13 protein-coding genes are annotated in these 22,502 nt (G+C 39.6%); 11 read left to right on the top strand and 2 right to left on the bottom strand.

Annotated elements, in window-relative coordinates; translation table 11 throughout:
- Positions 1-441: 441 nt before the first annotated feature.
- Entirely contained in the window at positions 442-7,206 is a 6,765-nt protein-coding gene (locus AC4CS8_RS08210) for a MucBP domain-containing protein (RefSeq protein ID WP_493892758.1), read from the bottom strand.
- Between the two features lie 70 nt (positions 7,207-7,276).
- Between AC4CS8_RS08210 and AC4CS8_RS08205 the strand changes: the two genes are divergently transcribed.
- From AC4CS8_RS08205 to AC4CS8_RS08155, 11 genes are all read left to right on the top strand, one after another.
- Positions 7,277-7,504: an LPXTG cell wall anchor domain-containing protein gene (locus tag AC4CS8_RS08205; RefSeq protein ID WP_493893882.1), complete on the top strand. Its 228-nt coding sequence runs from the start codon at positions 7,277-7,279 to the stop codon at positions 7,502-7,504.
- 315 nt (positions 7,505-7,819) lie between these two features.
- Positions 7,820-10,063 (top strand): KxYKxGKxW signal peptide domain-containing protein, encoded by a 2,244-nt coding sequence (locus AC4CS8_RS08200; RefSeq protein ID WP_493892757.1) that lies wholly within the window; start codon positions 7,820-7,822, stop codon positions 10,061-10,063.
- Between the two features lie 330 nt (positions 10,064-10,393).
- Positions 10,394-10,570 (top strand): LPXTG cell wall anchor domain-containing protein, encoded by a 177-nt coding sequence (locus AC4CS8_RS08195; RefSeq protein WP_493892756.1) that lies wholly within the window; start codon positions 10,394-10,396, stop codon positions 10,568-10,570.
- 156 nt (positions 10,571-10,726) lie between these two features.
- Entirely contained in the window at positions 10,727-11,983 is a 1,257-nt protein-coding gene (gene secY2, locus AC4CS8_RS08190) for an accessory Sec system protein translocase subunit SecY2 (protein ID WP_493892755.1), read from the top strand.
- 10 nt (positions 11,984-11,993) lie between these two features.
- Positions 11,994-13,583 carry an accessory Sec system protein Asp1 gene (asp1, locus tag AC4CS8_RS08185; RefSeq protein WP_493892754.1) on the top strand — a complete coding sequence of 530 codons (1,590 nt, stop codon included), beginning with the start codon at positions 11,994-11,996 and terminating at the stop codon, positions 13,581-13,583.
- Entirely contained in the window at positions 13,561-15,135 is a 1,575-nt protein-coding gene (gene asp2 / locus AC4CS8_RS08180) for an accessory Sec system protein Asp2 (RefSeq protein ID WP_493892753.1), read from the top strand. Before asp1 ends, asp2 begins: the two co-directional genes overlap by 23 nt.
- Complete coding sequence (gene asp3 / locus AC4CS8_RS08175; protein WP_493892752.1) at positions 15,135-15,686, top strand: accessory Sec system protein Asp3; 552 nt, start codon at positions 15,135-15,137, stop codon at positions 15,684-15,686. Before asp2 ends, asp3 begins: the two co-directional genes overlap by 1 nt.
- A complete protein-coding gene (gene secA2 / locus AC4CS8_RS08170) occupies positions 15,683-18,067 on the top strand; it encodes an accessory Sec system translocase SecA2 (RefSeq protein ID WP_493892751.1) in 2,385 nt (794 codons plus the stop codon). The genes asp3 and secA2 overlap by 4 nt, the downstream gene beginning before the upstream one ends.
- A gap of 12 nt (positions 18,068-18,079) precedes the next feature.
- Entirely contained in the window at positions 18,080-19,600 is a 1,521-nt protein-coding gene (gene gtfA / locus AC4CS8_RS08165) for an accessory Sec system glycosyltransferase GtfA (RefSeq protein ID WP_493892750.1), read from the top strand.
- Positions 19,584-20,897 carry an accessory Sec system glycosylation chaperone GtfB gene (gene gtfB / locus AC4CS8_RS08160; protein WP_493892749.1) on the top strand — a complete coding sequence of 438 codons (1,314 nt, stop codon included), beginning with the start codon at positions 19,584-19,586 and terminating at the stop codon, positions 20,895-20,897. The genes gtfA and gtfB overlap by 17 nt, the downstream gene beginning before the upstream one ends.
- 8 nt (positions 20,898-20,905) lie before the next feature.
- Positions 20,906-21,070: a hypothetical protein gene (locus AC4CS8_RS08155; RefSeq protein ID WP_493892748.1), complete on the top strand. Its 165-nt coding sequence runs from the start codon at positions 20,906-20,908 to the stop codon at positions 21,068-21,070.
- Positions 21,071-21,147: 77 nt separating this feature from the next.
- Here AC4CS8_RS08155 and AC4CS8_RS08150 read toward each other — a convergent pair whose 3' ends face one another.
- The gene (locus tag AC4CS8_RS08150; protein WP_493892747.1) at positions 21,148-22,497 is read right to left on the bottom strand and encodes an aspartate kinase; all 1,350 of its coding nucleotides are present in this window, start codon (positions 22,495-22,497) and stop codon (positions 21,148-21,150) included.
- Between the last annotated feature and the right edge of the window lie 5 nt (positions 22,498-22,502).

Genomic DNA, 22,502 nt, shown 5'->3' with positions numbered 1-22,502 from the left:
TAGTGATGCGTCACAAAATGGAAACAATACCATTATCGATGCGATTACGTATTCCTATGACACTGGGACCAATCAGACAACTTGGCAGGTCTCTTTATCTCCGGCCTTTGCTACCAACAACCAATTTGGTATTGTAGTGGCATCGGATGATACGATTGTCTCTCGATCCATGTCTTACTATTCAGACGGGAATTTGATTCGAAATAGCGACTATACACCGTATATGGCTAAATCATCGTTTGATAATTTGGTTTATAATAATTATGCAGTTAACATTACGGAGTGGCGTACCATCGGTGGTGGTGTCGCAAATAATATGACTTGGACCTTTGTCACAGAAGGAAATTCCAAAACTTTTTATGTGCGTACAGCTACGGCTATTGTCCAAACGACTCTTGAAGGGATTCTAAAGGGGGATGGACGTACTCTTTATCCAGAACGTTATGACGAATCTCCATTGGCAGGTATTGATATTGATAATATCGACCCTGGAATTGATTCGGTCTCCCAATCCGTATCAAATTCGCAGTCGTTATCTGACTCTACATCCCTTTCACAGTCGGAATCGTTGTCTAATTCCGAATCGACATCGAAATCTGCTTCATTGTCGCAATCAGAATCGACATCAACTTCTACTTCTGTTTCAACCTCGATAAGTGACTCTATCTCCGAGTCGATTAGTGAATCTGTTTCAGAATCCGTATCAGAGTCAGTCAGTGAGTCGGTATCAGAATCCATTTCTGAATCTGTTTCAGAGTCAGTATCTGAGTCCGTTTCTGAATCAATCTCTGAGTCAGTCTCGGAATCCATTTCAGAATCAGTTTCTGAATCAGTTTCTGAATCCGTATCAGAGTCAATTTCTGAGTCAGTCAGAGAATCCGTTTCTGAGTCAGTATCAGAGTCTATCTCAGAATCCGTATCTGAGTCCATTTCAGAATCCATCTCAGAATCAGTCAGCGAGTCAATTTCTGAGTCAGTATCTGAATCTGTATCAGAGTCCATCTCAGAATCAATCTCTGAGTCCATTTCAGAATCGGTATCAGAGTCAGTTTCAGAATCCCTCTCAGAATCCATTTCAGAGTCCATTTCAGAATCCGTCTCAGAATCCGTCTCAGAATCTATCTCAGAGTCAGTATCTGAATCCGTCTCAGAATCCATTTCAGAGTCCATCTCAGAGTCAGTCTCAGAATCGATTTCAGAGTCAGTTTCTGAGTCAATCTCTGAATCAGTATCTGAATCAATTTCCGAGTCAGTGTCTGAGTCCATCTCAGAATCCGTCTCCGAGTCAGTATCAGAGTCTATTTCTGAATCTGTATCAGAGTCCATTTCAGAATCAGTCTCAGAATCCATCTCTGAGTCAGTATCAGAGTCTATTTCTGAATCCGTATCAGAGTCAATCTCCGAGTCTATTTCTGAATCTGTATCGGAATCCGTGTCAGAGTCCATCTCAGAATCAATTTCTGAGTCCATTTCAGAATCCGTATCAGAGTCTATTTCTGAATCAGTCTCAGAATCCATTTCAGAGTCAGTAAGCGAGTCAGTCTCAGAATCAGTTTCTGAGTCAATCTCCGAATCCGTATCAGAATCAGTTTCTGAGTCAATCTCAGAATCAGTCTCAGAATCCATCTCTGAGTCAGTATCAGAGTCTATTTCTGAATCCGTATCAGAGTCAATCTCCGAGTCTATTTCTGAATCTGTATCGGAATCCGTGTCAGAGTCCATTTCAGAATCCGTATCAGAATCAGTCTCAGAATCCATTTCTGAGTCAGTCTCCGAGTCAGTTTCTGAATCAATCTCGGAATCAGTAAGCGAGTCAATTTCTGAGTCCATTTCAGAATCCGTCTCCGAGTCAGTCTCTGAGTCTATTTCTGAATCTGTATCAGAGTCTATCTCAGAATCTGTATCAGAATCCGTCTCCGAGTCAGTATCAGAGTCTATTTCAGAATCCATCTCAGAATCCATTTCAGAATCAATTTCTGAGTCAGTAAGCGAATCCGTATCAGAATCTATCTCCGAATCCATTTCAGAGTCAGTATCAGAATCAGTATCAGAGTCAGTATCAGAGTCCATCTCAGAGTCAGTATCAGAGTCCATCTCAGAGTCAGTATCAGAGTCCATTTCAGAATCAGCCTCCGAGTCCATTTCAGAGTCAGTCTCTGAGTCTATTTCTGAATCAGTCTCAGAATCCATCTCAGAATCAGTATCTGAATCTATCTCCGAATCTATCTCAGAGTCAGTATCAGAATCGATTTCAGAGTCAGTTTCTGAGTCAATCTCTGAATCAGTCTCAGAATCTATTTCCGAGTCAGTGTCTGAGTCAATCTCTGAATCAGTATCGGAATCAATTTCTGAGTCAGTAAGTGAATCAATTTCTGAGTCAGTCTCAGAATCCATCTCTGAGTCTATTTCTGAATCTGTATCTGAATCTGTCTCCGAATCCATCTCAGAATCAGTCTCAGAATCCGTATCTGAATCCATTTCAGAATCTGTATCTGAGTCAATTTCAGAGTCAGTATCAGAGTCCATTTCAGAATCAGTTTCGGAGTCCGTATCCGAATCGGTATCAGAGTCCATCTCCGAGTCCATCTCAGAATCAGTTTCAGAATCTATCTCAGAGTCAGTCTCAGAATCCGTCTCAGAGTCAATCTCTGAGTCTGTATCAGAGTCGGTAAGTGAATCAGTATCTGAATCAATTTCTGAGTCAATTTCAGAATCTGTTTCTGAATCTATCTCAGAGTCAATTTCCGAGTCAGTTTCAGAATCCATCTCAGAATCAGTTTCGGAGTCCATTTCAGAATCCGTATCCGAGTCAGTATCCGAGTCCATTTCAGAATCCGTATCAGAGTCAGTATCTGAGTCTATTTCTGAATCTGTATCCGAATCTATCTCAGAGTCAGTTTCAGAATCCATCTCAGAATCAGTATCTGAATCAATTTCCGAGTCAGTTTCAGAATCCATCTCAGAATCAGTGTCTGAGTCCATCTCTGAATCAGTCTCAGAATCTGTATCAGAATCTATCTCTGAGTCAATTTCCGAGTCAGTATCAGAATCAATCTCAGAGTCAGTCAGCGAGTCAGTATCAGAATCGATTTCAGAGTCAGTCTCAGAATCTGTATCAGAGTCAATTTCCGAGTCAGTTTCTGAGTCCATTTCAGAATCCGTCTCCGAGTCAGTATCTGAGTCTATTTCTGAATCTGTATCAGAGTCAATCTCAGAATCTGTATCAGAATCCATTTCAGAGTCAGTATCAGAATCCATCTCAGAATCAGTGTCTGAGTCCATTTCAGAATCCGTATCAGAGTCAATTTCCGAGTCAGTATCAGAATCAATTTCCGAGTCAGTTTCTGAGTCAATCTCAGAATCCATCTCAGAGTCAGTATCCGAGTCTGTCTCCGAATCTGTATCAGAGTCCATCTCAGAATCAGTTTCTGAATCAATTTCTGAGTCCATTTCAGAATCCGTCTCTGAGTCAGTATCAGAGTCTATCTCAGAATCAGTCAGCGAATCAGTTTCTGAATCCATTTCTGAATCAGTTTCAGAGTCAGTATCAGAATCTATCTCAGAGTCAGTCAGCGAATCTGTGTCGGAATCAATCTCCGAGTCAGTATCAGAATCGATTTCAGAGTCAGTTTCAGAATCCATTTCAGAATCTGTGTCTGAGTCGATCAGCGAGTCAGTAAGTGAATCAGTATCAGAATCTATCTCAGAGTCAATTTCCGAGTCAGTCTCAGAATCGATCTCCGAGTCAGTCTCAGAATCTGTATCAGAGTCAATTTCCGAGTCAGTTTCTGAGTCCATTTCAGAATCCGTATCCGAGTCAGTCTCAGAATCAGTCAGCGAGTCAATTTCTGAGTCAGTATCAGAATCAATCTCAGAGTCCATTTCAGAATCCGTCTCCGAGTCAGTAAGTGAGTCCATCTCAGAATCAGTTTCTGAGTCAGTCTCAGAATCCATTTCTGAGTCAGTCTCAGAATCCGTCTCCGAGTCCATCTCAGAATCAGTCAGCGAGTCAGTCTCAGAATCAATCTCTGAGTCCGTATCAGAATCAATCTCCGAATCTATATCAGAATCAGTTTCTGAGTCTATCTCAGAATCCGTATCCGAGTCAGTATCTGAGTCTATTTCTGAATCTGTATCCGAGTCAGTCTCAGAATCCATTTCAGAGTCTATCTCAGAATCCGTCTCAGAATCAGTTTCTGAATCAATTTCTGAGTCCGTATCAGAGTCCGTATCCGAGTCAGTCTCAGAATCAGTTTCTGAATCAATTTCTGAGTCCGTATCAGAGTCAATCTCAGAGTCAATCTCAGAATCAGTATCTGAATCTATCTCAGAGTCAGTCTCAGAATCCATCTCGGAATCAGTCTCAGAGTCCATTTCAGAATCTGTGTCTGAATCCATCTCAGAATCTGTATCTGAGTCAATTTCTGAGTCAGTTTCAGAATCCATCTCAGAATCAGTCTCAGAATCGATTTCAGAGTCAGTTTCTGAGTCAATCTCTGAATCAGTATCTGAATCTATCTCAGAGTCAGTCTCAGAATCCATCTCGGAATCAGTCTCAGAGTCCATTTCAGAATCTGTGTCTGAATCCATCTCAGAATCTGTATCTGAGTCAATTTCTGAGTCAGTCTCAGAATCCATTTCTGAGTCAGTCTCAGAATCGATTTCTGAGTCGATCAGCGAGTCAGTAAGTGAATCTGTATCCGAGTCAGTCTCAGAATCCATTTCAGAATCAGTATCCGAATCCATCTCCGAGTCAGTGTCTGAGTCAGTATCCGAGTCAATCTCAGAATCAGTTTCAGAATCCATTTCTGAGTCAGTCTCAGAATCTATCTCAGAATCCGTCTCAGAATCAGTTTCTGAATCCATTTCTGTGTCCATTTCAGAATCCGTATCTGAGTCAATCTCAGAATCAGTTTCTGAGTCAATCTCAGAATCAGTTTCTGAGTCAATCTCAGAATCAGTATCTGAATCTATCTCAGAGTCAGTCTCAGAATCCATCTCGGAATCAGTCTCAGAGTCCATTTCAGAATCTGTGTCTGAATCCATCTCAGAATCTGTATCTGAGTCAATTTCTGAGTCAGTCTCAGAATCCATTTCTGAGTCAGTCTCAGAATCGATTTCTGAGTCGATCAGCGAGTCAGTAAGTGAATCTGTATCCGAGTCAGTCTCAGAATCCATTTCAGAATCAGTATCCGAATCCATCTCCGAGTCAGTGTCTGAGTCAGTATCCGAGTCAATCTCAGAATCAGTTTCAGAATCCATTTCTGAGTCAGTCTCAGAATCTATCTCAGAATCCGTCTCAGAATCAGTTTCTGAATCCATTTCTGTGTCCATTTCAGAATCCGTATCTGAGTCAATCTCAGAATCAGTTTCTGAGTCAATCTCAGAATCAGTTTCTGAGTCAATCTCAGAATCAGTTTCTGGATCAATTTCTGAGTCAATTTCAGAATCTGTTTCTGAATCAATTTCAGAATCTATTTCCGAGTCAGTTTCAGAATCCATCTCAGAATCAGTGTCTGAGTCCATTTCAGAATCCGTATCCGAGTCAGTATCCGAGTCCATTTCAGAATCCGTATCAGAGTCAGTGTCCGAGTCGATTTCTGAATCTGTATCCGAGTCCATCTCAGAATCAGTTTCTGAATCCATTTCTGAGTCAATCTCAGAATCTGTGTCTGAGTCCATCTCTGAGTCGATCAGCGAGTCAGTAAGTGAATCTGTATCAGAATCGATCTCCGAGTCAATTTCTGAGTCAGTGAGCGAATCTATCTCCGAGTCAGTATCCGAATCCATTTCAGAATCAGTTTCTGAGTCCATCTCTGAATCCGTATCAGAATCTGTATCTGAGTCAATTTCTGAGTCAGTGAGCGAATCGATCTCCGAGTCAGTATCCGAATCCATTTCAGAATCAGTTTCTGAGTCCATCTCTGAATCCGTATCAGAATCAGTTTCTGAATCAATTTCAGAATCCGTCTCAGAGTCAATCTCTGAGTCAGTATCCGAGTCCATTTCAGAATCTGTGTCTGAGTCCATCTCTGAGTCGATCAGCGAGTCAGTAAGTGAATCTGTATCAGAATCTATCTCAGAGTCAGTATCAGAATCCATCTCAGAATCCGTATCAGAGTCAATTTCAGAGTCAGTATCAGAATCGATTTCAGAGTCAGTATCAGAATCAGTATCTGAATCCATTTCAGAATCTGTGTCTGAGTCGATCAGCGAGTCAGTAAGTGAATCAGTATCAGAATCGATTTCAGAGTCAGTATCTGAATCAGTATCTGAATCCATTTCTGAGTCCATCTCTGAGTCGATCAGCGAGTCAGTAAGTGAATCAGTATCAGAATCTATCTCAGAGTCAATTTCCGAGTCAGTCTCAGAATCGATTTCTGAGTCAGTTTCAGAATCCATTTCAGAATCTGTGTCTGAGTCGATCAGCGAGTCAGTAAGTGAATCAGTATCAGAATCTATCTCAGAGTCAATTTCCGAGTCAGTCTCAGAATCGATCTCCGAGTCAGTCTCAGAATCTGTATCAGAGTCAATTTCCGAGTCAGTTTCTGAGTCCATTTCAGAATCAGTCAGCGAGTCAATTTCTGAGTCAGTATCAGAATCCATCTCAGAGTCCATTTCAGAATCCGTCTCCGAGTCAGTATCTGAGTCTATTTCTGAATCTGTATCAGAGTCAATCTCAGAATCTGTATCAGAATCCATTTCAGAGTCAGTATCCGAGTCAGTCTCAGAATCCATTTCAGAGTCAATTTCTGAGTCAGTGTCCGAGTCGATTTCAGAATCAGTGTCTGAGTCAATTTCAGAATCAGTATCCGAGTCAATTTCAGAGTCAGTCTCAGAATCCATCTCCGAGTCCATTTCAGAATCTGTGTCTGAGTCCATCTCTGAGTCGATCAGCGAGTCAGTCAGCGAATCAGTATCTGAATCAATCTCTGAGTCGATCAGCGAGTCAGTCAGCGAATCAGTATCTGAGTCCATCTCTGAGTCAATCAGTGAGTCAGTCAGCGAATCAGTTTCGGAATCAATCTCTGAGTCAATCAGTGAATCAGTCTCCGAGTCAGTATCTGAATCCGTATCCGAGTCAGTCTCAGAATCGATCTCCGAGTCAGTTTCTGAGTCAATCTCAGAATCAGTCTCAGAATCTGTATCTGAGTCAATTTCTGAGTCAGTGAGCGAATCCATTTCAGAATCAGTTTCTGAGTCCATCTCTGAATCCGTATCAGAATCAGTTTCTGAATCAGTTTCAGAGTCAGTCTCCGAATCTATTTCAGAATCTGTGTCTGAGTCAATCTCAGAATCTGTATCCGAATCTATCTCAGAGTCAGCTTCCGAACCAAGTTCTGAAAGTCAAAAACCGAATAAACGTGTTCTTCCGAATACAGGTGAAAACAATAGTGGTGCATGGTCACTTGCTGGAGCAGGCCTGCTCTTGGGTGCGTTTTACAAACGTCGGAAAAAGGGAACTACGGAACAGGAAGAAACTGTTCGTGGAAATGATTTATAAAAACTAATCATTAGTTTTGTAATCTAAAAAAATGTCAGGGAAACCTGGCATTTTTTATATAGTAGAAAATTTCTAGTCAGCATGACAGTCGAATCATTCTCCATAAAGGGTTAACTAAAAAAATGATTGGTGGTCTACAATTTAAAGTAAACAAAGTGACAGTAGAAATTACTATAAAGTTTTAAACGATATATCCTTGATTTTTCTGAATAATAATGATAAAATGCTACAAAAGCAACCTATATTTTTAACAAAAATAGAAGCTTGATACTTATTTATAGATACTATTGTGGAAAATAGTGGAAAGGATTTTAAATGAAAAAGGATTTTACTGAGACGTCTCGTAAGAGCCGTGTAAAAATGCACAAATCTGGAAAACATTGGGTGCGGACGGTTATGTCACAAATCGGTCTTGTACGTTTAGGAGGCAATGTTTCAGAAAAAGTAAAAGTTACTACCACAGATAACAAGCCATCTATTCAATTGCTTCGTGGTTTGGCAACCGCTACTACTTTAGTGAGTGGGGTTGCAGTTACAGAAACGGCTTTAGCTGAAGAAGCTGTGACTGCTTCGGAATTGAGTACGGAGACATTAGCAGAGACAGAAACAGTCGAGTTGACTAATGGAACAGATTCTAGTAGCTCAACCTCATCAGAAACAATTGCTGTAGAAAACAGTTCTCTTGAGCAAGCAACTGCCGAAGCTGCTAGCACAACGACGATTGGTTCAGGCACTGGTACACTTGTTGATGCTGTGTCAGCTACTCCGTCAATGGATGATGCTAATGGAGCAGCAGTAGCTTCAACAACATCAGGAACAATGCAAAGCACATCAGTTGCTGGATACTATACTTTTAGCTATTCATCATTATCAACTTGGTACGATCAGGTTATTAATACATGGTTTGGTGGAACCTCTACTAGTGGTTCGTATTTCCGACTTTCAGCAGCATCTGATCCATCTACCTCTTCCGTTCTAGTTGAATTGGTTGATTCATCAGGTAATGTTCTTGAATCAAGCTATATGAATGCTGGTGATACAACAAACTTTACAACATACCAATCTACTTCTGGTATTGACACTCCATTTGTTGTAACGTATTCAGGTGATTCTGCTTCAGATACAGTTGCAGGTGACATTAGCATTACCTTTAATGGAAATACAATTACTGATAAGACATTGGTTCCAAAATCAATTGATGCTACAACATACTACAAAGTATTAAATACTGATACTACTCTTGCAACATATGCACTGACAACCTTGCCAGGCTTGACAAATACTGCATCAGATTCTCGTACCTTCCCAGGTTATGATTATGATTCTACTACAACAAGTACATCTACTGTAACCAAAGCGGCGGGCACTACTTATGTGGATAGATCGCGTAATGTCTCTGTTGTAGGATTTAAGATGACAGCGACTCCTGTTGGGACTGATGGAACAATTACGAAAGATATCTATTTTATTGATCCGACTTATGCTGGAACGCACGATTTCACATCTTTAACTACGGATGGATTCTTCCATCTTGGAACAACGGGTGAAATTGCACCAGGTGGAACAAACACAAGCTTTACTCTTGATGCTTCTATTTTGGACAAGTATTCTGTTCTGAGAATGCCTGTTGGTTGGTCATATAAACAAGGATTTGGTGGAGGAACAGCTATCACCTCTGTTTCAGACTTATATCTTTCAGGAACCCAAAGTATTGCGATTGATGTAAATCCAAATCTTTCTTTAACAGAAGCAACTGGCGCACTTAAGTACATTGTTGCGTGGTTACCGGCTGATGGAAACTATACTGGTATTCGTACGATGTCTGTTCGTACAGCGACTGCAGGCGAGTATAATCCAGCAGAAGATACTGATATGTCATATTTTGGTATCAACCAACCGATTTCGTTCACTAATCCGACGCTTTCTATGACAGAGACAACGCACTGGTATACTGTCAATACTTCTGAGTCATTGTCACTTTCAAGCTCAGAGTCAGTATCAAGTTCTGAATCAGTATCAAGCTCAGAGTCAGTATCAAGTTCTGAATCAGTATCAAGCTCCGAGTCAGTATCAAGCTCCGAGTCAGTATCAAGTTCTGAATCAGTATCAAGCTCAGAGTCAGTATCAAGTTCTGAGTCAGTATCAAGCTCAGAGTCAGTGTCAAGTTCTGAATCAGTATCAAGCTCAGAGTCAGTATCAAGCTCAGAGTCAGTATCAAGTTCTGAATCAGTATCAAGCTCAGAGTCAGTATCAAGTTCTGAATCAGTATCAAGCTCAGAGTCAGTATCAGCTTCTGAATCAGTATCAAGCTCTGAATCAGTATCAGCTTCTGAATCAATCAGCGAGTCAGTGTCTGTATCAGAATCAATTTCAGAGTCTCTTAGCGAACAGGTTTCAGAAGTACCAAATTCTGAAAGTCAAACTCCAACTCCGACGAAACGTCTCTTACCAAAAACTGGTGAAGATAGTAGTGATGTTGTAGCACTTGCAGGAGCAGGATTGTTACTTGGAGCTTTCTATAGCCGTCGAAAAAAAGCTGATAAAGCAGATGAGTCTTAATAAGCTAGTTTAGTTTATCTCATTAACCCTCAGGATAAATTGAACTGTACCCAAAATGTTAGAAAAATTCTAGCATTTGAGTCCAGTGTAGATTTTCCATGAGGGTTTTTAGTTGGTTTTTATAGGGATACAGACAACAAGGGGAGCCAGTTGTTGGAAAAAAATCGGTAATTATGGTAAAATGATTTAGTATATGTTGAAAAAATTCAGTTTAGAAGAGGTATACTAACGAATGAAGGGCAATAAAACTGATAAGAAGTGGAAGATAGAAGTTCTAGCATCAATTGAATTGAAACATGCAGAACTATCTCAATCGACCTTATTAGTGAATTGTCAAATTTAACGATAAAATCAGCTTCAGAAAGCAATAGCAACGCAACTAAAAAACGTTTGCTTCCAAAAACAGGTCAAAAATCTGACTCCTTGGCAGGAGTGGTTGGATCAGGGCTTCTGTTTGGTGCTTTCTACAACCGTCATAAAAAAGAAAAAAAGTCAGATGAGAGCTAGTTCTAGTTGAATGACCATTGTAAATATATTCGAGGCTGGGACATTTGTTCGAGCCTCTGAATTGTTGTCTCAAATAAAAAACGAAAAAGCATACGAAGATGACCGGAAGACTTATCAGCTCCGTGCGAGCACACAATAAATACATGTGAGGAATAGATGCTAGAAAAACTTAAAAAAACTATCAAAACTTCCCCCCTCCTTCGACGCATCTTATGGACGATTGCAATTGTATTTGTCTATATGCTGGGGAAATATACACCGATAGCTACTTTACCTACCTATCGCGATTTAAAAACAACAGGAATATGGGGAGATTCCCTAGACAATTTGGCGATGATTACAGGTGGTCAGTTTTCCAGTTTGAATCTTTTCTCGCTGGGACTAAGTCCTTGGATGACCACTATGATTTTGTGGCGCTTTTTCACTTTGTTCAAAAAAGTGCAAGGAATGACCAATCGTCAGACTCATTATTATCGGATGCTTATGATGCTTGTAATTAGCTTAATTCAAGCATTCGGTTTTTCTGCAATGACGGATTACTTTTATTTAGAAAGTTTTGGAGATGCGAGCCTACCAATTTTACGAACAATAACTATTTTTATTTTAGTTGCTGGAAGTTTTGGATTAATGTGGCTAGCAGATCAAAATGGTCGCCTGGGTCTAGGAGGTCCAACTGCCATCATCATATCCAATATGATTCTTAGTTTTTTAGTGAATGCAACACGATTTTTCCAAGAAAATCGTCTTGATTTGCTGATGCTCCTTGGATTTTTAGTGCTATTTGTCCTAATTACCTCTCTGCTGGTATGGATTACGGTGCGTGTTTATCGTGCCGAGTATCGGATTCCGATAAGACGAATTAATGTTATCAGTCGTTTGGTAGATAGCACCTATCTCCCTATTCGTCTGACTCCGGCTGGAGGAATGCCCTTCATGTATGCAATGACTCTTATGTCATTGCCACCAATGATTGTCATTGGTCTTCTGCAATTATTCCCTAATAGTGAACTTTTGCTATCATTACGTCAGCAGATGAGCATTAGTCAATTACCGGGAATTATAGTTTATATTAGCATGCTCTTTATCCTAGCGATTGGCTTTGCATATTTTAATGTGGACCCCGCAGAATTATCAAACCAAATGCGTAAATCAGGCGATTATATTGTCAATGTGCGACCAGGAAAAGAGACGCAAGATTATATTGAATTTTACTTGTGGAGATTAGCCCTCATAGGAGCAATCTATACAAGTGTAATGGGAGGTCTCCCTCTTTTGTTCGTCTGGAGTCAGAAAGGAGAACTCGGTCTAGCCCTGCTAGTTAATAATATTTATATTGTGACTAGTTTGTTGCTAGGAATGGTAGAGCAAGTGCGCATTATTCGTTCTTGGAAGAGCTACCGAGACATTATCTAAAGGAGAAACTATGTTTTATTTCATTCCTTCTTGGTATGATAATGATAGTTGGAAAATTGAAGCCCCCTATTGGTTTCGTGTTTTTGAAAAAATGAGATTTGATGATTCCATCAATCAAATGAAAATTTTTCAAAATTCCAATGAAGATGCAGCGTTCATACTCAATTGTTATCAGCCACAGCTCCGCTATTTTTTGCATAAACAAGATCTATTGAAGGTGAGTTACTGGTCGTTTTTCGATGATATTCAGAACATCCATCGAACAGAGACAAAAGCTATCCAATTTCAAAAATTAGGCTGGCCTAAGGGGATATCCTTCACTTATACTCCCTTTATGGTTGTGGCAAGGATGAAGGAAAAGCCATATGCTAATATTCACTTTGCAGAAAATGGGAACCTTCTACAAATTATCTTTATAGAAGACGGGAAAGAGTCGCGTGTCTTCTACTTCGATGATCGTGGCTTCCTATCTAGCATTAAATACTTAGAGGACGGTCAGTTACTATATCAAGATTATTTGAATGAACTAGGGGTTTGGCAGGTCAGAGAGTATTTTTCACGTCAAGATATATTTTTAGAAATTAATCCAAATGCAGATAAATTTTTCCAAAAAGCTTTTTATGATTCTTGGGAAGAATTATTTGTGGAACGTTTACGTGTATTCGAAGCATATCATATGAATTTAGAGGATTGCCTTGTTGTATCTGCGGATGAACGTCATAATGACTTGATTCTACGTAATTTCCCAGCTTACCGCAAAGTTTTCTCTATTTTTGGCGAAAGATTTAGGTTTTCAAATGCAGAAGAACTGAAGAAAATGGTGGATACCGCAAGTTTAATCATTGTTGATACAGAAACTACGGAACATGCTCTATTGAAACAGATGAGCGAGCAGGCTTTGCCGCAAAAATCCGTTTCTCGTGTAACCCCATTTGATACACGTCTTCGTTTGGGGCAGAGTCAAACGATACAAGAGTTAATTGTTTATTTCCTGATTGATGGCATTTCAAAAGAAAAGTACAATGAAACTCTTCATGATTTATTAGAGTTGATGGTTGCAAATCCATTGATTGAATTACATCTGATTACTTATGAGTCTGGTCAATCTAAAGAATCTATTTTGAGTGATATAACTGATTATATTATGAAAACAGGCCTTCCGATGAGCCGTTTCACAAGTGAAGTAGATAATCCAGGGGAAAATAATCTAGATGAGGATAGAGAAATGGGATTGACAGCTGTTCAGTTTCACACATTTACAAATGAAAATCAAATCATCAAGGAATTAGATACTACTCGTTTAGTTATTGATTTGAGTCCCGAACCAGATTTGTATACGCAAATTGCAAGTCTCAGTGCGGGCATCCCCCAGATTAATAGTGTACAGACAGATTATGTGAGCCATGGTGAAAATGGCTGGATTGCTCCGAATCGTGAAGAAGTGGTAAAAGCTGTTTCTTACTATTTCGACGGATTGAGCAATTGGAACCGTTCTCTTGTTTACACTGTCCAAAAGATGGGTGAGTTTACGAGTGGTAAAATTATTGAACATTGGAAAGAATTATTGGTAAAATCAGATGAAAATCCTACAAGTAGGTAAGCAAGATTGGTCAATAGGCCTAGAGTTACCTGAAAATATAGAATGGTATGTTAGTCAGGGAGAAAATCTGGAACAGTTTTTGGAAGATTTGAAAGCTAAAGAATTAGCAAAAATCCCCCAAGATAAACTGGAAGAGATGGATGAACAACCTGATATTCACTTGCGTTTTGATAGTATTTTAGTGACAGAATCAGTTTCTGAAGAATATTTAAACTATTTGATACCAACAATTGAAGCCTATACTCTTTTTCATACGGAAGATACTTTTATTTTTCAACAGACAGAGAATGGTATTTATCGTCGTAAAATGGGACAAATCTTACCATTTAGGGGGGAGAAACGTGAAGTAATCCTATCTTTGCACCGCACTCTTTTTAGTGGTCAGTATGGTGCAAAACTGAAACTTCCAGATGTGGAAGTTGCCTCAGATTTTACAGGGGATGTTAGCTATGATGGAAATGTCGGAATTATTTTTGAAGGACATTTTGGAGAAGATTTTGAACCACTCTTCTCGTTTCGGTATAATCTTTCCGCATTTGAAATGGCTTTAGAAATATGGCCGGAATACATTAAAGAAGGCGATTGTCAATTGGAGATGGTTGTTGATAGTTTGAAAAAAGGTTCTATTGGTGAAGTTGTTGAAACGCTTGTGATTGGTGAGGATGAACTGAAGGAACCATATATTTTAAAATCTCGTTCAGATATAGGTTTTTATTTTGTTTCTTTTAGAGCAAAAGGAAATGGTAAACTTAAGTTTGGAGCAACTCATTGGCGCTATTCTCGTGAAGGATTAGGGCGTTTTGTCCTAGGTGGGAAACGTCATGTAGATAGTAAACGTCAGGAAATTTTCACTTACTTTAATCCTGGAGACTTGCAACCTCCTTTGAACGTCTATTTCTCTGGTTTTCGTCAAGCGGAAGGTTTTGAAGGTTTTTATATGATGAAATCTATGGGTGCACCTTTTGTTCTAGTAGCAGATCCTCGTTTAGAAGGTGGTTGCTTTTATTCCGGGACAGAAGAATTGGAAAACAAAGTTGTAGATGCAATTCAGGAAGCTTTAGATTATTTAGGTTTTACGAATCAGCAATTGATTTTATCAGGACTTTCAATGGGGGCATTTGGCGCTCTCTACAATTCAGCTAAACTAGAACCGCATGCCGTTGTCGTTGGAAAACCCTTTACAAATTTAGGTGGTACTGTTGTCAATTTGAAACTGAAAAGACCAGATGAATTTGAAACTAGTGGTGATATGATTCGAAACGTGGTCGGTGGTTCAGATGATCTTGCTATCGAAGCGTTTGATAATCATTTTTGGAAAGCATTTAAAAAAGGTAATTTTGCACAAACTAAGTTTGCGATTGCCTTCATGGAACAAGATGACTATGACGGCCATGCTATAGATCGATTGGTGGAATATCTAGCAGATACGGATGCCCATCTATTTGCAAAGGGCTATGAAGGGCGCCACAATGATAATAGTCGTGCTATCAATAGATGGTTTTTAGCGCAGTATCATAAGTTTTTAAGAACTGATTTTGGAAGGACACTTTGATGACTGAGTATTATTTACAAAAGATACGATGGAATGATGGCGGTTCCTTCTATCTCTATGGTTCCAGTATTCAATATGACGGTGATGATGTAATTTTTGAAAATTTACGTTTTGCCTCAGGGAAGAAAATAAAGAGTTGGGTTTCGAGAACCAATTTTCAAGGGAATCGACAGTCGCCATGTCTCCCGCTTTTGGTTCCGGGATATGAGTATCGATTGGAAAAAAATTTTTCAGTTGAACCGGAGGGAAGCGTCTATTTACAGCTGGAGTTTCGAAACCGTCAAGAAGAGGTTGTGGGTCTAACAATCTTGAAAGACGATGACGATACCTTTACCTATCCTAAAGATGCTTTTACTTACAGTTTGACATTGTTCAGTGCAGGATGCCAGCGTGTTCACTTCTCATCGATTGTCATTTATGCCCTAGAAAAAGTAGAAGTATTTCGTCTAGAGTCGGGAATTCGAGGCTACTATGCAAAGCACTATCATCTATCGGATATCGAATTTGTAAAAAGCCTTATCAATGAGGCTAGAAATGAAAAGAGCGAATGAAAGTAAGAAATAAGTCTTCCGTTTTAAATAAATTAAGGCTACTTAAAATAAAAAAAATTACAAAGAAAATTGTTGCGTTAGAGCCGACCTATCAACGGATGTCAGATAAGGAATTAGCGGGACAGACACAAATTTTTAAAACTCGTTTAGAGCAAGGTGAGACCTTAGATGATTTATTAATTGAGGCCTTTGCAACCGTCCGTGAAGCTTGTCGACGGATTTTGGGGCAGTTTCCTTATGAGGTCCAGGTCATGGGGGGAATTGCTTTGCATAATGGAACGATTGCAGAAATGAAAACAGGGGAAGGAAAAACCCTGACTGCAACCATGCCTCTCTATCTGAATGCTTTGGAAGAAAAAGGTGCACTGCTCGTTACAACAAACGAATATTTAGCTAAGCGTGATGCAGAAGAAATGGGGCAAGTCTACAAGTACCTCGGTCTGACAGTCGGTTTAGCAGTGTATGATGCAAATCAAGATGTCACTTCTGAGGAAAAAAGAGCAATCTATGCAGCAGACATTACTTACACTACTGGTACAGGTTTAGGTTTTGATTATCTCGTAGATAATTTAGCATCTTCTCAACAAGATAAATTTATGCGAGAATTTCATTATGCCATCGTTGACGAAGCAGATGCTGTTCTCTTAGATGGTGCTCAAACTCCATTGATCATTTCAGGGACACCTAGGGTACAGTCTAACCTTTATGCTATCTGCAATCAATTTATTTTGACCCTGAAAGAAGAAGATTTTTACTTCCAAGCAGATAAAAAAGAGGTCTATTTGACAGACCAAGGGATTGCTTATGCGGAACATTATTTTGCAATTGCTAACCTCTATAGTAAGGAACGCTGGGAACTGAATCGCCACCTTAATTTGGCTCTCAGGGCCCATCACCTGTATCAAAAAAATAGAGATTATATGGTTCATGAGGGGGAAGTAAAACTTCTTGATCCCAAAACGGGACGCTTGATGGAAGGTACTCGGCTCCAGTCGGGAATTCACCAAGCCATAGAGACGAAAGAGAATGTGAAGCGAACGCGGGAAAACCGTGCCATGGGTTCAGTAACCTATCAGAGTCTATTCAACATGTTCCCCAAATTAGCTGGGATGACAGGGACAGGAATACAGGCTGTAGATGAGTTGATTGAAACCTATCGGATTCCGGTTGTGGCAATTCCAACGCATCTTCCGATTGAACGTGTGGATTATCCAGATAAGATTTATACCACTCTTCCAGAAAAATTAATTGCCAGTTTAGAAATGGTGAAAAAACTTCATGCTAAAGGGCAACCAGTTCTCCTTATTTCGGGAACAGTAGAATTAACTCACCTTTATTCTAAACTGTTGCTTCAGGAGGGAATTGCTCACAGCACCCTGACTGCTCAAAATATTGCCAAAGAAGCTTTGATTATTCAAGAAGCAGGGCAGAAAGGTGCAGTGACCTGTGCAACGATTATGGCAGGACGAGGAACGGATATTAAATTAGGGGCAGGTGTAGCAGAACTTGGTGGATTGGCAGTTATTGGAACTGAGCGGATGTCCAACAGTCGAATGGACTGGCAATTAAGAGGACGTGCAGGACGTCAAGGTGAGCCAGGTTTGTCTCAATTCTTTGTTTCTTTAGAAGACGATTTATTAACACAAACTGGACCTGAGTGGATTAAAACTTATTTGACTAAGAATAAAGATAAGGTTTCCGCAGACTCTCCACGATTGTTAACAGGTTACCGTTTTTATAGGGCCCTTGTTCAGGCGCAGGCTAAGAGTGAGGACACTGCCCAGCAAATGAGACGATATACTATTCGTTTTGATGAAAGTTTGAGAGTTCAACGTGAGAAAATTTATAAACTTCGGGATCGTTTAATCTATCAAGAATATGATATTACTGAGAAAATCGACTCTATTGTTGATAAGGTTGTTAAGGCCTATGTTGAGAAATCTAAAGACCGTAGTGAACAAAAACTACGTCGCTATATTCTAGATGATTACACCTATCATTTTCGGAAATTTCCTTCAGGGTTTGATGTTGATAGTGACAAAGCGGTTACGAACCTGCTAAAAGATATTGCAAATGCAGAAATTCAGAAAAAGAAAGAAATTTTGATTAGCGAGGAATCTATAGTGGAGTTTTACCGCCTGGCGATGCTCAAGGCTATTGACGAAGCTTGGGTAGAAGAAGTCGATAGTTTACAGCAATTAAAAGGAGTCGTATCAACTCGTGCTATTGCGCAAAGGGATGGTTTGCAAGAATATTATCAGGAATCTTTTGACTCTTATGAGAAAATGCGTCAGTTAATTCATGAAAAAGTCCTCCGAAACATCCTTTTAAGTACCATTGAACTATCTAAGGATGGAAAACCAAGTATTTATTTTGTATAAAGGGTAAGTAATATGACAGTTTACAATGTGAACCGAGGAATTGGTTGGGCGAGTAGTGGTGTAGAATACGCCCAAGCCTACCGAGCAGGTATTTTTCGAAAGATAGGGCAGGATAGTAAATTTATTTTTACGGACATGTTTCAGGCAGAAAATCTTGCTCATTTTACTGCTAATATTGGCTTTAAAGATGATGAAATTATTTGGTTGTATGGCTTTTTTACGGATGTTAAGGTTGCGGCGACTACTTATTCATTGGAACAGTTTGAAGGCAGTTTAACAGACGATTTTCAAAAGGTAAATCAAACCTCCGAAACAGTTCGTTATCAGCACGTAGATAAAGAACTTACGATAGCAGTTTTCTTACGCAAGGGAGAAAGCTCATATGTACAGCGGGTAGAATTTTTATCTAAAGGCAAATTGATTCGTAAGGATTACTATAGTTATACTAGAATATTTTCAGAATACTATGCCCCAAAAGATAACAAACCTCACATTTACCAACGCACCTTCTTTAATGAGGATGGCAGCGTTGCGTATGAGGAAAACTGCGATGGTGAAAGAAGTATTTTCCGTTTTTCAAATACGATTCTTTATTCTAAGGAAGAATTGATAGGCTACATGTTTGAACTGCTCAAATTGACGAGTCAAGATGTGATTCTAATCGATCGCGCAACGGGTGTCGGACCTGCTATTTTGCGTCATAAGGGTCCTGCTAAGGCTGTGGTTGTTGTTCATGCAGAGCACTATAGTTTAGGTGCAACAACAGAACACACTGTTTTATGGAATAATTATTATGAGTTTCAATTTTCTAACGCAGATAAGATTGCAGCCTTTATTGTGTCTACAGATGCACAAAAGCAAGTTTTAGAAGAACAGTTTGCGACATATACAGATATGAAACCAAAAGTTATCGCTATTCCTGTGGGTAGCTTGGATCAACTTTATCATTCTAAGGACGGAAGGAAACCCTACTCTCTCTTGACTTGTTCGCGACTTGCAAGTGAAAAGCATATTGATTGGTTGGTTGAAGCAGTTGTCTTAGCTCAAAAGGACATTGAGGGACTTACCTTCGACATTTATGGTGAAGGAGGACAGCGTGCAACCTTGGAACGATTGATTCAGGAATATCAAGCCCAAGACTTTATTAAATTAAGAGGTCATCATAATCTAACAGAGGTTTATCAGCAATATGAAGTGTATCTGACCGCCTCTACTAGTGAGGGATTTGGCTTGACACTTATGGAAGCAATTGGTTCGGGGCTTCCAATCATCGGTTTAGATGTTCCCTATGGGAATACGACCTTTGTACAAAATAGGAAAAATGGTTATCTGATACCGAGAACGCAACCAGATAATGCCAAGCAATATGCTCAGAGTTTTGCGAAAGCCTTGGTAGAGCTTTATCAATCAAATGACTTGTCTACCTATCACCAAACATCTTACCAACGTGCAGAGGAATTTTTAACCAGTCGTCTAGAAGAAACATGGAAAGCAGCTATTAAGGAGGTCGTCGAATATGATACAACTGTATGATCACTTTCATCAATCTAGTCAGGATTTGTACCATTCATTAAAAGAAGCCGGCTTTAATGGACCTGCAGTTGTTATAAACGATGATGGCTTTCTACCAGAAGGGGTTACTTCAGCCTATTCTTATTTCTGTCAAATGGAGACAGGGAATGGCAGACCGCTTTACTTTAATCAAATTGCGGTTCCTGAATTTTGGGAAATTACAGCTAGTAACGCAGATGGGGAAGTTTGGGATTATAGTTATAGACGAGCTAAAATTTTTTATGCAGAGCCAAAGCATCTCCGTCTAGTCAAAAACGTAGATTGGTTCGATAAGCAAGAAAAAGTTCGTTTCACAGATCATTATAACCAATATGGTTGGTTATATGCTCGAACATATTTTACTGCAGATCAAAAAGGTGCCACTCGGACCTATTTCAACCAAGCCAAGCAGGAAGTCTTAGTTGAAAATTTTATGACAGGGGATATTATTCTGAATTGGCAAGGAAAAACTCACTTCTTCGATAGCCGTGTAGAACTTTTTCTCTACTATTTTGAGGAAATGGGATGGGATTCATCGCAAATTTGGTATAACTCACTTTCTACTCCGTTTTTCCTATCTTATGGCATGAATCAACCAGGAAAAGATATTTTATTCTGGCAGGAAAATATTGGAGACGAAATACCAGGAAATATGCGTGCTTTACTCAATAACCCACATGCTCGCACCCAACGGATTATTGTTCAAAACTATGATGTTTATATCAAAATGATGGACCTAGTGGATGAAACTCACAAAAGTAAATTAACCTATCTAGGTTACATCTATCCAAATATTAGAAATAACCAAAATCGAAAAGATATCTTAATTGTGACCAACTCAGATCAGGTTGAACAATTGGAATATTTGGTGGATCAGCTGATAGATTTTGACTTTCATATTGTAGCCCTAACTGAGATGTCTCAGCGTTTACAAGTTTTTGACAAAAAGGACAATGTCAACCTGTATCCTAATGCATCTGCAAGTAACTTGGATAAACTCTTTAAAGACTGTGATATCTACTTTGATATTAACCATGGAGGGCAAGTATTATCAGCAGTCCGTCGTGCCTTTGAAAATAATATGCTCATTTATGGATTCCAACAGACCGCACATGAACCGAAACTCGTCTTAAAAGATCACCTTTATTCTACAGCGGAGGCCAATTTATTGGTCCAGTCGCTAATTAGTTTAAATGGACAATTTGAGCCAACAGTTCAAAAGCAGAGATTGGGAACTAGTCATGAGTCTATACAACGCTATCAAGGAATATTGAGCTAGGAGTGTCTATGTCTAAAAAAAATTCATTATTAGAAGAAGAAATTCATCAGTCTATTGAGAAAGCTCGCTATGTGGAACCAGAAAAGGAAAAAGAAAAGAAACCAATCTTTTATCTGATTATTGTTGGTTTAGTAACAGTAGCTGTTATCTTTTCACTGCTTCGCTATATCTAACACTAATCCATAGCGTTTTAGAATTACTGAAAAAAGGAAGTAGAATCGTACATTCTTACTTCCTTTTTGTATTACTTCTATCCAAAGAAGGCTTGATAGAGAGCTTTAAGAGCTTTTGTCTTTTCTTCTGTTTTAACAACGAACATGACAGAAACTTCGCTGGCACCTTGAGAAATCATTGCCAAATTGACGTTTTGTTGAGATAAGGCAGTAGCAGCTGTTGCAGTAACACCGACATGGCTCTTCATATTTTCACCGACAATCATAATGATGGACAGACCGTGCTCGATTTCTGCTTTGTCTACCTCTAATTTTGTGTTCAAGCGACGAACAATTTCCTCTTCCTTAATCGGCGTCAATTCGCGTTCTCGTAGTACAAGGGATAGGTCATCAATTCCTGTTGGCATGTGCTCCCAACGTATGTTTAAATCTTCTAAGATTTCTAAAACCTTACGACCAAATCCGACTTCACGGTTCATTAGGTATTTAGAAATATTGATGCTGACAAAGTCATCATCTGCAGCGATTCCTACGACAGGTAGGGTCTCGTCGGTATGTTTATGTACGATACGAGTACCTGGGTGGTCAGGATTATTGGTGTTCTTGATAACAAGAGGAATCCGACCACGATAGGCAGGTAGAAGGGCCTCGTCGTGAAGGACAGAAAAGCCTGCATAAGCTAGTTCCCGCATTTCTCGATAAGTCAGTTCTTTAATAGAGTGCGGATTCTTGATAATCCCTGGATGAGCGGCAAAGATACCATCTACATCTGTAAAGTTTTCATATAGGTCCGCTTTGACTCCTGCTGCCACGATGGAGCCTGTAATATCAGAACCACCGCGAGAGAAAGTACAGATTTGGTTGTCAACTGTCACACCGAAGAATCCAGGGATGACGAGAACTTCATCTGAATTGCGTAACTCCTCGATTTTATCATAACTTGATGGCAAGATACGGGCATTACCGGGTTCAGCACTGACAATGATACCTGCCTTTTTAGGGTGTACATAGCGAGCAGGAAGCCCCCTGTAAGTGAAATACTCTGCAATTAGCTTGGCATTATTATCTTCACCAGCTGCTAAGAATGTGTCATACAGGAAGTCATTGTTTTCAATGGGGAGACTAGCAAGGGAGATGATACTTTCCGCAATCTTTTTCATGCTTTTAGCGGTAAATCCTAATTCATCGACCATTGCCTGATAGCGATTAATAATCCATTCCTGACTAGCAGTCACATCTTTTCCGTCAATATATTGCTTGTAATATTTGATAAGAGCATCTGTTACTTTGGTATCTTGGCTATCCCGCTTACCAGGGGCAGACACGACAACGAAACGACGTTCAGGATCGGTTTGAACGATATTAAATACTTTTTCTAATTGGCCAGCGGACGCTAAGGAACTACCGCCAAATTTGATAACTTTCATAAAGG

The sequence above is a fragment of the Streptococcus sp. NSSLK0004 genome (assembly GCF_059039125.1).
The sequence above is the reverse complement of the archived record's forward strand: the minus strand, read 5'-3'. Positions and strand labels throughout refer to the sequence as shown.

What these genes read in the sequence shown, in the direction of transcription:
- AC4CS8_RS08210 (WP_493892758.1), bottom strand. Translation starts at nt 7,206, where the DNA reads ATGGACTCAGAAACTGATTCTGAAATGGATTCGCTCACTGACTCAGAA.
- AC4CS8_RS08200 (WP_493892757.1), top strand. Translation starts at nt 7,820, where the DNA reads ATGAAAAAGGATTTTACTGAGACGTCTCGTAAGAGCCGTGTAAAAATG.
- secY2 (WP_493892755.1), top strand. Translation starts at nt 10,727, where the DNA reads ATGCTAGAAAAACTTAAAAAAACTATCAAAACTTCCCCCCTCCTTCGA.
- asp1 (WP_493892754.1), top strand. Translation starts at nt 11,994, where the DNA reads ATGTTTTATTTCATTCCTTCTTGGTATGATAATGATAGTTGGAAAATT.
- asp2 (WP_493892753.1), top strand. Translation starts at nt 13,561, where the DNA reads ATGAAAATCCTACAAGTAGGTAAGCAAGATTGGTCAATAGGCCTAGAG.
- asp3 (WP_493892752.1), top strand. Translation starts at nt 15,135, where the DNA reads ATGACTGAGTATTATTTACAAAAGATACGATGGAATGATGGCGGTTCC.
- secA2 (WP_493892751.1), top strand. Translation starts at nt 15,683, where the DNA reads ATGAAAGTAAGAAATAAGTCTTCCGTTTTAAATAAATTAAGGCTACTT.
- gtfA (WP_493892750.1), top strand. Translation starts at nt 18,080, where the DNA reads ATGACAGTTTACAATGTGAACCGAGGAATTGGTTGGGCGAGTAGTGGT.
- gtfB (WP_493892749.1), top strand. Translation starts at nt 19,584, where the DNA reads ATGATACAACTGTATGATCACTTTCATCAATCTAGTCAGGATTTGTAC.
- AC4CS8_RS08155 (WP_493892748.1), top strand. Translation starts at nt 20,906, where the DNA reads ATGTCTAAAAAAAATTCATTATTAGAAGAAGAAATTCATCAGTCTATT.
- AC4CS8_RS08150 (WP_493892747.1), bottom strand. Translation starts at nt 22,497, where the DNA reads ATGAAAGTTATCAAATTTGGCGGTAGTTCCTTAGCGTCCGCTGGCCAA.